We start from the raw sequence: 12,573 nt of genomic DNA, 5'->3' as shown, positions 1-12,573 counted from the left end.
CTCCTGTCGGTTGGGTCAGGCGTTTTCGAGACCGGCGAGGCGGAGGAGCAGGGACTTGACGTCGGTGGCGGCCACCCGGCCGGGTACGGCGTCCGGCTGGGAGCAGAGGAACACCGGACCGTCCTCGTCCCGCTCCGGCAGCCGTCCGTGGCTGCCGCGCACCGGGGACGGATCGAGCGGGACGACGGCCATCCGGTAGCGCATCCCGAGCTTCTTGCGGGCCAGCGCGGTGGCCGCCTTGACGCGTACGTACGGATCGACCGGGTCGAGGAAGAGTTCGGCCGGGTCGTAGCCGGGCTTGCGGTGGATGTCCACCAGCTGGGCGAAGTCGGGCGCGCGGGCGTCGTCCAGCCAGTAGTAGTACGTGAACCAGGCGTCCGGCTCGGCCACCGCCACCAGCTCCCCGGCGCGGGGGTGGTCCAGGCCGTGCGCCTTCTTCGCCTCGTCGTCGAGGAGTTCGGCGAGGCCGGGCAGGCCGTCGAGGGCGGCCCGGGTGGCCGCCAGGTCCTCGGCGCGGCGTACGTAGACGTGGGCGAGCTGGTGGTCGGCGACGGCGAACGCGCGGGAGGAGCCAGGGTCCAGGTACTCCATGCCGTCCTGGGTGTGCACCTCCAGCAGCCCGGCCCGGCGCAGCGCCCGGTTGATGTCCACCGGACGGGACACGCGGGTGATGCCGTACTCGGACAGCGCCACGACGGTGTGGCCCCGGGCCCGCGCGTCGGCGAGCAGCGGGCCGAGGGCGGTGTCGAGCGCGGCCGCGGCGGCGTGGGAACGGGGGTCGTCGGGGCCGTAGCGCTGGAGGTCGTAGTCGAGGTGAGGGAGGTAGGTGAGGGTGAGGTCGGTGGGGTGGTGGCGCAGGATGTGGCGGGTCGCGTCGATGATCCATTGGGAGGAGACCAGATCGGCGCCGGGGCCCCAGAAGTGGAACAGGGGGAACGTGCCGTGGGCGGCGGTGAGTTCGTCGTGCAGGGCGGGCGGCCGGGTGTAGCAGTCGGGCTCCTTGCGGCCGTCGGCGTAGTAGACGGGGCGCGGGGTGACGGTGATGTCGGTGTCCGCGCCCATCGCGTACCACCAGCAGATGTTGGCGACCGTATAGCCGGGGTGGGCGCGGCGGGCCGCGTCCCACAGCTTGTCGCCGCCGACCAGGCCGTTGTGCTGGCGCCACAGCAGGACGTCGCCCTGTTCGCGGAAGTACCAGCCGTTGCCGACGATGCCGTGTTCGGCGGGGGTCGTACCGGTGAGGAACGTCGACTGGGCGGCGCAGGTGACGGCGGGCAGCACGGTGCCGAGCGGGGCGTACGAACCGGAGTCGGCCAGGGCGCGCAGCCGGGGCATATGGGCGAGGAGGCGGGGGGTGAGGCCGACGACGTCGAGGACGAGGAGGGGGGTTGGCCTACCCGGGGCGCTCACGGCAGCTCCTTGAGGCCGAGGTCGGTCAACAGGTCGCGGGCCAGGGCGAGTTCGGCGGCGATGCCGTCGGCCAGCCGGTCGCGGTTGCGGGGCCGCAGCTCGGGCGGCAGCGCCTGCCAGGTGTACGTCTCGACCTCCAGGTGGCGGGTGAGCGGCGCCGGGCCGCCGACCAGGTGGGCGAGGGTGTCGGTGAGGACGGGGAGGGTGGAGGTGAGCGGCGGCTCGGGCGGGGCGTGCAGCGGCACGTGGAAGTGGGAGCGCCAGGGCGCGGTGGTGTCGAGCCCGCCCGGTGCGAGGGCCTGGTCGAGGTCGTCGGTACCGCGTACGCCGTCCGCCGAGGTGCGGGTGCGGGTCTGGTGGAGGAAGCGCGGCTCGGCGAACGCGGCCAGGGCGGTCCGTACGGCGGGGCGGTGCGGCTCCTCGGCGTGCAGGGCGGCCGAGAGCTGCGCCTTGACGATGGGGACGTCGGCCTCGGTGAGGGCTTCCGTGGCGGTGTGCGGATCCTCGAACTGCGTGGCGAGGTGGCAGGTGTCCAGGCACAGGCCGATACGGCGGCGGGGCGGACCGTCGGGGAGCGCGGTGAGCGCGTCGATGGCCTGGGCGGTGGTCTCGACGGTGCAGCCCGGCTCGGGTTCCAGACCGACGCGGATCGAACGGCCGGTGAGGTCCTGCAGCGCGTCGAGGCGCGTGGCGAGGGTGGTGAGGTGGCCGAGCGCGGCCCGCCGCCGGTCGGGGTCGAACGGGGTGCGCCAGGCGAGCGGGAGCGTCGAGACACTGCCCTCGGTGACGTCGTCCGGGAGCAGCGCGGCCAGCAGCCGGGCCAGGTGGCCGGTGTGCGTCAGCCGCTCGGCCTCCGTCCAGTCCGGGCGGTACACGCGGTACTTGACCTCCTGCGCGCCGAACCCCTCGTACGGGAAGCCATTGAGGGTGACGACCTCCAGGCCGCGCCGGTCGAGTTCGGTGCGCAGGCGGCGGAGGGCGGCCGGGTCGGCGGTCAGGGTGCGGGCGGCGTCGCGGGCCAGCCACAGGCCGATGCCGAGGCGGTCGCGGCCGAGGCGGCGGCGTACCGGCTCGCAGTGGTGGCGGAGCTGGTCCACGACGCCGTCGAGGTCTTCGGCGGGGTGGACGTTGGTGCAGTAGGCCAGGTGGACGGTGGAGCCGTCGGGGTGGCGGAAGCGCATGGGGTCACCGGCCTTCTGTCTTCGGTACCGCTGTGGTCACCGGGGCGCCGCGGAGGATGGAGTTCCCCTCGTGGGTGGCTTGGGGTGTGGTCGTCTCGACGTCGAGGTCGAGATCGAGTCGCCCGCTGAGCCCGTAGAACGCCACCGGGTTGCGCCACAGCACCTGGTCGACGTCGTCCTCGGTGAAGCCCGCCGCGAGCATCGCCTCCCCCACGTGGCGTGTCTTCAGCGGGTCGCTGCGGCCCCAGTCGGCGGCTGAGTTCACCAGGATGCGGTGCTTTTCGGCTTCGTACTCGTGCAGGACGCGCACCATGCGGTCCGGGTCCATCTTGGTGTCCGGGTAGATCGAGAAGCCGAGCCAGCAGCCGCTGTCGGTGGCGGCCTTTACGGTGGTCTCGTTGAGGTGGTCGAGCAGGACGCGGTCGGTGGGGAGGGCGGATTCGTGGACGACGTCGAGCGTGCGGGCGAGGCCCGCGGCCTTGTCGCGGTGCGGGGTGTGCACGAGGGCGGGCAGCCCGTGGTCGGCGGCGAGCTGGAGCTGCGCGGCGAGTGCGGTGTCCTCGGCGGGGGTCATCGCGTCATAGCCGATCTCGCCTACGGCGACCACGCCGTCCTTCACGAGATAGCGCGGCAGTTCGTCCAGGACGGGGAGGCAGCGGGGGTCGTTGGCCTCCTTGGGGTTGAGGGCGAGCGTGCAGTGGTGGGCGATGCCGTGCTGTGCGGCGCGGAAGGGTTCCCAGCCGAGGAGGGCGTCGAAGTAGTCGTAGAAGCTGGCGGGTGAGGTGCGGGGCTGACCGAGCCAGAAGGACGGCTCTACGAGGGCGCGCACGCCCGCGGCGTACATGGCCTCGTAGTCGTCCGTGGTGCGGGAGGTCATGTGGATGTGCGGGTCGAAGATGCGCATCAGGGCTCCTCGGGGGTGGTGTGCGCCAGCGCTAGGACACGTCGGAGATCGGCGGGCACGTCCCGCCCGGCGGCGGTGCGCTCGTGGGCGTAGTCGGTCAGCATGCGGGCCAGCTCGGCGTCGCCCTTGGCGCGGGCGGGCCACTCGGCGATGGCGTCCAGCGGTACCCCGGTGAACAGGCACTTCAGTACGGCCTGCCGCCAGCCGTGCGCGCCGAGGTGGCGAGCCGCGTACGGGCCGACGGCGGCGGCCACCAGGCGGGTGTCGTTGGTGCGCAGGGCGTCCTCGATGAGGGGGAGGGCGGCCGGGCCTACGTCTTCGATATGGGCCAGCGCGAGCAGGACCGCCCGGCGCTCGGCGGCCGTCCCGCGCGTGTAGAGGCGGGTGAGCGTGGGCACGTCGGGGCGGGCCGCGTGGAGGAGCAGGACGCGGGTGGCGTCGGCGAGTTCGCCGTGACCGCCGCGGCGGCAGTGGCGGGCCGCGGCGGCGAAATCCGCCTCCCAGTGGTTGCTGGTCGCCGTCGCCGCCTCGGCGAGGGCGCGGTCCAGCCAGGTGGCCGCGTCGCCGTGCAGTTGGTCGCGTACGGTCGCGCGCAGGTCGGCGATCAGCACGCGACGCCTCCCCTGACCGCTACGTCCTCCGCCGCCTTGAGGTACGCCAGGGAGGAGCGGGCCAGTGCGGGTCCGGCGTGCGAATGGCGGGGCAGCTCGACGCCGACCAGGCCCTGGTAGTCGACGGCGTGCAGCGCCTCCAGCACCGGCGGGACGTCCATCTCGCCCTCCCCGAACGGCAGATGCTCGTGCACACCGCGCCGCATGTCCTCGATCTGCACATGCCGGATCCACGGCGCGGCCGCCCGGACGCAGTCGGCGGGCGACTGCGGCTCCAGGCACTGGCAGTGGCCGACGTCGAGCGTCAGCCCGAGGGCGGGCGGGTCGCCGAGCGTCTCGCGGAGCCGGTGGAACCCGGCCAGATCGCCCAGCAGATGCCCCGGCTCGGGCTCGACGGCCAGCGGAACGCCCACGGACGCGGCGGCCTCCAGCACCGGTTGCAGGGCGTCGGCCAGCCGCTGCCACGCGGCGTCCTCGTCCGTCCCCGGCGGCCGCACCCCGCTGAAACAGTGCACCGCGTGCGCCCCCAGCTCCGCGCCCACCCGCACGGCCCGCAGGAGCAGCCCCACGCGCGCGGCGCGGGCCTCGGAGTCGGGGTCGAGCAGCGTCGGGTGATGCTTGCGGCCCGGGTCGAGCACGTACCGCGCCCCGGTCTCGACGGCGACGGTCAGCCCCAGCCGAGCCAACCGCCGCCCGACCCGTTGGGTCCGCGCCGCGAGATCCGGTGCGAGGGGGTCGAGGTGCATGTGGTCGAGCGTGAGCGACACCCCGTCGTAGCCGAGGTCGGCGAGCAGGGTGAGGGCATCGTCGAGCCGGAGGTCGGTGAGCCCGTTGGTCCCGTAGGCGAAGCGGAGGGCGGCGGCGGCCGGTGTCGGGGTGGTCATGTCGGGCTGACCTTTCTGGACAGTCGCCGCGCGACGGGCATCAACAGCAGGAGCCCCACCCCGACCCGCCCCGCCCCCGCGCGCGAGACCAGCGCCGCCTGAAGCGGAATCATCGCCCGAATGCCGCCGCCGACGGCGCGTTGGAGGAGATAGGGGGACGGGTTGAGCGCGGCGTGCGCGAGCGGGCGGGCTGCGGTGGCGAGGTAGGCGGCGGCGAGCGCGGCGGCGAGGCGGTGGGCGGGTTGCGGGGTGAGTGGCACGCCCCGCCGTGGCCTGGCGGCCAGCCCCCCGGGGGCCGCCGGGGCGCGGCTGACTATGGGGGCGACGGCTCGCCGGGCAAGCACCCCGGCCGGGCCGGGCCTCGGGCGGACTGCCGTGGGATCGGCGCCCGGCCGTGGGCCGATGGCCGCCACGGCGCGGGCCATGGGCGACGCCCACCGGGGCCGACGGCTGCCGAGCTGCCCACCGCTGGACGCCGGGAGGCTGCTGGCTGCGAGGGCGGCGCCGCTACCGGCTGTGGGGGCGGCGCCCGGGGTGGCGTGGTTCGACGAGGCGGAAGCTGGCGGTGCCGTGGCCGGGTTGGTGGCCCTTGGGTCGTGGGTGGCTGGGGGGCGGGTGGGGGCTTTTGTGGCTGCCCAGGCGATCGTCGCGGCCGTGGCCAGGGCCGCCAGAGGGGCCTTCGACGAGCCGCCGGTCGTCTCGTGGCGGGAGACCCCCGTCACGGCCAGCGTGTGCGCGCCCAGGAGGGCCGCCGGGGCTACCGCCTGGCGGCCGGACGGGGCGTGGGTGGCCGTCGCGCCGAGGAGGAGGTCCAGGGAGCGGGCCGTGGCCATCGCGTACGGGCCCGCCGGGGTGTTCTTCAGCCCCAGGTCGTACGCCCACACCGTGCCCGCCAGGGCCGTAGCCGTGACGAGCGTCCGGCGGCCCGCGAGTGCCGCGCACACCAGCCCCGCCCCGGTCAGAGTGCTCGCTGCGGTGAGGGCTGCGGCCGGGGTGATCCGGCCCGACGGCAGCGGGCGGGCGGGGCGTTCGACGGCGTCGATGTCGCGGTCCGCCCAGTCGTTGAGCGCCATGCCCGCCTCGTACAGGCACACCGACGCGCCCACGGCGAGCGCGGTGCCACGGTTCGGGGCGGTCCGCGTGGCCGCCGCGCCCGCGAGGGCGTCCCCGGGGACGGTGAACACGGCGGATATCCGCAGCAGTTCGGCCCAGGCGCGTGCCCGTCCCCGCGCCGATGTCATGAGTGCTCCCGCAGGCGGGCCGCGAAGCCGGTCAGGGCCGCGTACTGGTCGGCGAGGGCGGACGGGCCGCCGTCCGGGTCCTTGAAGTAGAAGCCGAGTTCGGTGAGCGGCCCGGTGAGACCGGCCTCGTGGGCGCGGGCCGCGAGGCGGGCCAGGTCGAGGACGAGGGGCGCGGCGAGGGCCGAGTCGCAGCCCTGCCAGATCGTCTGCAGGACCATACGGGAGCCGAGGAAGCCCTCGAACGCTACGTGATCCCACGCCGTCTTCCAGTCGCCGAGCGCGGGCACGTTGTCGATGTGCAGTTCGCCGTCCGGGAGTTCGCCGAGGGTGTCGGCGAGGACCCGCGCCTTGCCCGCGTTCTTCGCCGCCGCGGCGGCGGGGTCGGCGAGCGCGGCGCCGTCGCCGCCGCCCAGCAGATTGGTGCCGGACCACGCCCGTACGGGCAGGGCCCGCTGCGCGAACATCGGCGCGAGGACGGACCGCAGCAACGTCTGCCCCGTCTTGCCGTCGCGGCCCGCGTACGGCAGTCCGGCGCGGGCCGCTTCGGCGCGCAGCCGGGGGTGGTGCAGGCCGGTGGAGGGGGTGAAGTTGACGTACGGACACCCGGCGCGGAGGGCAGCGGTGGCGTAGAGGGAGCTGGGCGGCAGCCGGTTCCCGGGGGTGGCTTCGGTGGGGGCGGGTTCGGTGGAGGCGACGTTGACGACGACGGCGCGGGCGAGGCAGTGCGTACGGAGGAAGTCGTCGAGGTCGTCGGCGAAGGCGGCGACCAGCTCGTCGTCGCCGCGGGTGTCCCCGGGTTGCGGGCCGCCGGGGCGGATCGCGTCGTCGGCGGCGGTCAGCTCGGCGCGTACGGCGTCGGGCAGACCGTACGGCAACACCCCTTCGGCGGCCAGCGCCTCGGCGCGCTTGAGGAGCGGGGTGGTGGCGGTGTCGTGGCCACCGAACACGAGGTCGCCGAGCGCGGGCAGGCCACAGCCGGTGCCGCTGCCGCTGTCGCTGTCGCTGTCTGTGAACGGCGCGGTCTCGGTCACCATCCCGGTCGCGGGCTGCAACCCCGCCGCGACGGCGGCACACCCGGCGATGGCGGTGGTGGCGACCGAACCACGCGCGCCGATGAGCCAAACACCGGTGCGAAGCCTCCCGCCCGGAGTGCCGGTGAGGTGGGTGTCGAGGTGGCGGTGGCGGTGGGTGGTGTCGGGGCCGGTGGTCACTGGCTGCCTCCCGGGTGACGGCTGTGCGGGTACGCGGTGACGGTGGTGACCCGTGCGGGTACGGGTGCCGTGCGTTGGTGCGGGTGCTGTGGTTGCGGAGGGCGGGCAGAGGTCGTGTGTGGCGGTGCGGTGGTTGGGGCGGACGGGGGTCGGGGCGTTGCTGCGGCGGGAGGGCAGGGGGCTGGCGTGGGTTGTGGGGTGTTGCGGGGGACCGTCCCGTTGTTGGGGGCGTGGGGCGGCGGGGAGGAGGCGGCGTACTCCTCCCCGCCGCCTGAAGCCGCCCGGCGGCTCCCCTCGGGCCATCGGGCGGCCGTCCGTCAGGACGGCAGTTCCTTGACACGGATGTTGCGGAACGCGACCTCGTCGCCGTCCCCGTGGTTCTGGATGCCGACGTGGCCTCGGCGCAGGCTGCGGGCCGGGTCGTGGTTGGTGAAGTGGTTGATGCGTACGCCGTTCAGCCAGACCTGGAGGCGTTCGCCGCGTACCCGGATCTCGTACGTGTTCCACTCGCCCGGTGGGTTCAGGGCCGCGTCCCGTTTCTCCAGGTCGGCGGAGTGGAAGCCGTATATCGCGCCGGTGGTGCGGTCGGGGGTGTCCGTCGCGTCGATCTGGATCTCGTAGCCCCGGTCGACCGCCGACCAGGGGTCGTCGGAGGCGGGGAAGCCCACGAAGACACCCGAGTTGTCGTCCCCGGCGGGTCCGGCCATCCGCCAGTCCAGCTTCAGCGAATACGACCGCAGCTCCCGCGCCTCGTGCCAGAACAGGCCCATGCCGCCCGCCGAGGTGAGGGTGCCGTTCGCCGGGTCGTGGGTGAAGGAGCCCGGGCCCGCCTGTTTCCAGCCCGCCACCGACGTGCCGTCGAACAGCGGCCGGTAGCCGTGCTCCGGGCGGCAGTCGGCCCGCAGAGCGCCCGTGGCGTAGCGGATGCCGCCGAGGAGGTGCTGCCGGAAGGCGGGGTCGGCGTAGGACTCCTTGGTGTGGCCGAGGCCGGTGTAGAAGGCGCGGCCACCTCGGTAGTCCTGGCACCAGGCGATGGGGTGGTCCTCGCCCATCGCTCCGCCCTCGTAGGACGATTCGTCGAGGGTGGCGAGGATGTGGGCGCGCTCGCGCGGGTTGCTGCGGTAGTCGTACCACTCGTCGGTGCGCTGCCACTGCGCGCCCAGGTGCGCGGTGGCCGGGTGGGCGCGGTCCTCGACCGCGACCGTGGCCTGCTGGATGGCGGGGTGGGTCTGGAAGTACGCGCCGACGAGGCCGCCGTAGAACGCCCAGTCGTACTCGGTGTCGGCGGCCGCGTGCACCCCGGCGTATCCGCCGCCCGCGCGGATGTAGCGCTCGAAGGCGGTCTGCTGCGCGGCGTCGAGGACGTCGCCGGTGGTGGAGAGGAAGACAACGGCGTCGTAGCGGGCCAGGTTGGCGCGGGTGAAGGCGGTGGCGTCCTCGGTGGCGTCGACGGCGAAGCCGTGCTGCGCGCCGAGTTCCCGGATGGCGGCGATGCCGTCGGGGATCGCGTCGTGGCGGTAGGCGGCCGTTTTGGAGAAGACCAGGACGCGGTCGCCCGGCGGCGACGGCGTGGCGGAGGCCGCCGGGGGCAGGGCCGTGGCGGCCAGCAGCAGTGCGGCCACGGCGGATGTACGGAACAGAGCGGGCATGGCCGGGTACTCCTTCCTCCGGGTGCGGAACCGTGGCCCAAGGGCGGACGACCGGCCCTTGGGCCACGGGCTGTCAGCCGGTGCCGATGGTGAAGTCGTCCACGTCGTACAGCGCTCCCGCACCGCCCTTGAAGACGAGGTAGAGCGTGGTGGTACGAGTCGGGGGCTTGCGCAGCGTCGTCTTGACGTCCTGGAACGTCTCCCAGTCGCCGGTCACCGGCACGGTGGCCCGGCCCAGCAGCCGCCCGGTCGCGGACCCGGCGCGCACTTCGAGCGTGCCGCCCGCGCCCGCGGAGGAGACGCGTGCGGTGAAGTCCTTGGCGTTGCCGAGGAGATACGGGGTGAAGGCGATCCAGTCGCCGTTGTCGATGTCGCCGACCGTCTTGCCGCCGTTGGCCGGGGTGTGGTTGACGACCGTGACGCCCTTGGAGTCGTCGTAGTGCTCGGCCTGGCGGTGCCGGGGCTGGACGACGTTCTGGTCGTGGGTGGTCAGCGACGGCTGGCCGCCCCCGCCGTTGTCGGTGTACTCGGCGTCGAAGACCCCGAAGATGTTGGCGTTGGGGTCGTGCTCACTGTCGGCGCTGGTCTTGAGCGTTCCGGAGCAGCCGGTGGCCGATGTGATGGGATGGCCGTGGCTGTCGTGGCCGAGGACATGGGTGACCTTGACCTTGGCGCAGTCGATCTTCCGGTCCTCGGGGTCGGTCACCTTCACCTTGAACGGCACCTCGTCGCCGAAGGTGAACAGCTGGCCATCGCCCGGGAGTTGCAGCGTCACCTTGGGGGCGGTGTTGCCGACCGTGAGGTGCACGCTGGCGCTGCCGCTGCGGCCGGAGGGGTCGGTGGCGGTGACGGTGGCGGTGTAGGTGCCGTTCTTGGAGTACCGGTGGGAGGGGTTGGGGGTGGTGGCGGTGTGGCCGTCACCGAAGTCCCAGCGGTACGTGAGGGTGTCGCCGTCGGCGTCGGCGGTGCCCGCCGAGGTGAACGCGACCTTCATGGGCGCCTTGCCGGACGTACGGTCGGCGGCGGCCTCGGCGACCGGGGAGTATCCGTCGGTGGCGTTCTCGATGCGGTAGAGGGCGGAGTGTTCGTCGCCGCCGAACCAGTTCAGCCCGTAGTCGAGGACGTACAGCGCGCCGTCCGGGCCGAAGGCGGAGTCCATGACCTGGGTGCCGGTCCACGGGAAGTCGTTGATCTTCTCGACGGTGCCGTCGGCGCCCTGCTCGATGCGCTTGATCCACTGACGGCCGAACTCGGTCGCGAAGAAGTCCCCGTCGTAGCTTTCGGGGAACTTGACCGGCGAGTCGAGCGCGGCGTCGTAGCGGTAGACCGCGCCGCTCATAGGCGACTCGGAGCCGGTGCCGAACTCGGGGACCGAGCCGTCGTCGTACGGGATCCAGGCGGGCTGGGCGGGCGGCAGCTCGCTCAGGCCGGTGTTGTACGGCGAGGTGTTCTGCGGCGCGGCGCAGTCGAAGGCCGGGCCGGAGGTGCCGGTGGCGAAGTCGTAGTCGCGGTACGGCTTGTTGTCGCCGACGCAGTACGGCCAGCCGAAGTTGCCCGGCTTGGTGACGCGCGCGAACTCCACCATGCCCGCCGGTCCTCGGTTGGGGTCGGCGGCGCCCGCGTCCGGTCCGTAGTCGCCTACGTACAGCGTGCCGGTCGGCTTGTCGACACTCATCCGGAAGGGGTTGCGGAAGCCCATCGCGTAGATCTCGGGACGGGTCTTGTCGGTGCCGGGCGCGAAGAGGTTGCCGTCCGGGACGGTGTACGAGCCGTCCGCGGCCACCTTGATACGGAGGATCTTGCCGCGCAGGTCGTTGGTGTTGCCCGCGGAACGGCGGGCGTCGTAGGCGGGGTTGCGGTTCGGGCGCTCGTCGATGGGGGTGAAGCCGTCGGAGGCGAACGGGTTGGTGTCGTCGCCGGTCGAGAGGTAGAGGTTGCCCGCCGCGTCGAAGTCGATGTCGCCGCCGACGTGGCAACAGGTGCCACGGGAGGCGGGGACGTCGAGGATCTTCTTCTCGCTGGTGGTGTTCAGGGTGCCGTCGGTGTTGAGGGTGAAGCGGGAGAGGCGGTTGACGCCGTCGAACTTGGCGAAGTCGGCCGCCGTGCCCTCTTCGGGGGCGTCGCCCGCCGGGGTGTCCAGCGGGGGTGCGTAGTAGAGGTAGATGGCGCGGTTCTCCTGGAAGCCGGGGTCGATGCCGACGCCCTGGAGCCCTTCCTCGTCGTGCGAGTAGACCGGGAGCTTGCCGGACACCTTGGTGTCGCCGCCCGCGTCGGTCAGGCGGAGGGTGCCGTCGCGGGAGGTGTGCAGCACCGAGCGGTCGGGGAGCACGGCGAGCGACATGGGCTCACCGGTCTCGGCCGCGCCCTTGGCGAGCGTGACCTGCTGAAATTTCTCGTCCGCCTGTTCCGCTTCCGCGGGCGGTGATGCGGTGAACGCGAGCCCCGTGCCCACGAGCAGCGCGCTCGTGAGGAGCGCGAGGGAGCCGCGCAGTCCATGCCGTTTCCTGTGCACGCTGATCCTCCGGGAAAAGAGGGGGTGTACGGACGGGGGGCCGTTGACCACCCGACCTGGCACAGGCGCGCGCCGTCGCGCCGTTCGATGACCGGTTCGGGGTGAGGGGCCCCATGTGACCGGTACATCTCAAGGACGGTAGCGGGGTTTGTCCGGTTCGGAAACCCCTTTGACACGGGGTGGGTTGGCTTGGTCCGCGGGGAGGACAAAGCGGATGGGGTGGACGGCGCCGCGTTTTCCCCCACCCCGCCCCTTCCCGAAACTGGGGGCAGGCCCCCAGACCCCGGCCAGGCGGGGCGGTGCCCCGACGCGGCGTCATTCCCCCGCCCCGCCCCGGCGGGGGCAGGCGCAGCGGGCGCGCGGCACCACTCCCCCCGCCCCGCCGTTCCCGAAACCGGGAGCGCCCGCCCCCCGGCCTCGGCCCGGTCGGCGCGACGGGCGCGACGTGGCGGCGAGGGCTCGGCACGGCTTGTTCCCCACCCCGCCCCTTCCCGAACTGGAGGCAAGCCCCCAGGCCCCCGACCCGGCGGGCACGCTGCGATGGCAAGACGGGCCAACGCGGCGCCCGGCCCTCCCCGACACCGGGAGCAAGCCCCCGAGCCATCCGCCCCAGCGGGCAGGCGCAGCGGGCGCGGCGCCGCCCGCTGTGCCCTGCCGGACCCGCGCCCCGGACGGGGTGGGGCTGTGCCCGGGGCCCGGGCTTGGGGGATGGCCCCATCCGGGCCGGGGGGCCCAGGTTCGGGAAGGGGCGGGGTGGGGAATGACGCCACGCCCAGCCACCACGCCCCTTGCACCGCCCCGCCAGGGCGAGCCCCAGACGGTCCAGGGCCTGGGGGCTTGCCCCCAGTTCCGGAAAGGGGCGGGATAGGGAATAACGCCACGCCCAGCCACCACGCCCCTTGCACCGCCCCGCCAGGGCGAGCCCCAGACGGTCCAGGGCCTGGGGGCTTGCCCCCAGTTCCGGAAAGGG

At 73.7% G+C, this 12,573-nt stretch carries 9 protein-coding genes; all 9 read right to left on the bottom strand.

The window, feature by feature from the left end; all coding sequences use genetic code 11:
- Positions 1-15: 15 nt before the first annotated feature.
- The gene (locus ACFV9T_RS14735) at positions 16-1,410 is read right to left on the bottom strand and encodes an alkaline phosphatase family protein (RefSeq protein ID WP_385440009.1); all 1,395 of its coding nucleotides are present in this window, start codon (positions 1,408-1,410) and stop codon (positions 16-18) included.
- Entirely contained in the window at positions 1,407-2,591 is a 1,185-nt protein-coding gene (gene eboE / locus ACFV9T_RS14730) for a metabolite traffic protein EboE (protein WP_385440006.1), read from the bottom strand. Before eboE ends, ACFV9T_RS14735 begins: the two co-directional genes overlap by 4 nt.
- Before the next feature lie 4 nt (positions 2,592-2,595).
- A complete protein-coding gene (locus tag ACFV9T_RS14725) occupies positions 2,596-3,495 on the bottom strand; it encodes a TatD family hydrolase (protein WP_385440004.1) in 900 nt (299 codons plus the stop codon).
- Positions 3,495-4,106, bottom strand: a complete 612-nt coding sequence (locus ACFV9T_RS14720) for an EboA domain-containing protein (RefSeq protein ID WP_385440002.1) — start codon at positions 4,104-4,106, stop codon at positions 3,495-3,497. The genes ACFV9T_RS14725 and ACFV9T_RS14720 overlap by 1 nt, the downstream gene beginning before the upstream one ends.
- A complete protein-coding gene (locus tag ACFV9T_RS14715) occupies positions 4,100-4,990 on the bottom strand; it encodes a sugar phosphate isomerase/epimerase family protein (protein WP_385440000.1) in 891 nt (296 codons plus the stop codon). The genes ACFV9T_RS14720 and ACFV9T_RS14715 overlap by 7 nt, the downstream gene beginning before the upstream one ends.
- A complete protein-coding gene (locus ACFV9T_RS14710) occupies positions 4,987-6,231 on the bottom strand; it encodes an SCO3242 family prenyltransferase (protein ID WP_385439998.1) in 1,245 nt (414 codons plus the stop codon). The genes ACFV9T_RS14715 and ACFV9T_RS14710 overlap by 4 nt, the downstream gene beginning before the upstream one ends.
- Complete coding sequence (locus ACFV9T_RS14705; protein ID WP_385440197.1) at positions 6,228-7,346, bottom strand: inositol-3-phosphate synthase; 1,119 nt, start codon at positions 7,344-7,346, stop codon at positions 6,228-6,230. Before ACFV9T_RS14705 ends, ACFV9T_RS14710 begins: the two co-directional genes overlap by 4 nt.
- 413 nt (positions 7,347-7,759) lie before the next feature.
- Entirely contained in the window at positions 7,760-9,091 is a 1,332-nt protein-coding gene (locus ACFV9T_RS14700) for a ThuA domain-containing protein (protein ID WP_385439996.1), read from the bottom strand.
- 73 nt (positions 9,092-9,164) lie between these two features.
- Positions 9,165-11,603, bottom strand: coding sequence for a PQQ-dependent sugar dehydrogenase (locus tag ACFV9T_RS14695; RefSeq protein ID WP_385439994.1), 2,439 nt, complete (start codon positions 11,601-11,603; stop codon positions 9,165-9,167).
- Positions 11,604-12,573 lie beyond the last annotated feature (970 nt).

This window comes from Streptomyces sp. NPDC059850 (genome assembly GCF_042731515.1).
Taxonomy (GTDB): domain Bacteria; phylum Actinomycetota; class Actinomycetes; order Streptomycetales; family Streptomycetaceae; genus Streptomyces.
The sequence above is the reverse complement of the archived record's forward strand: the minus strand, read 5'-3'. Positions and strand labels throughout refer to the sequence as shown.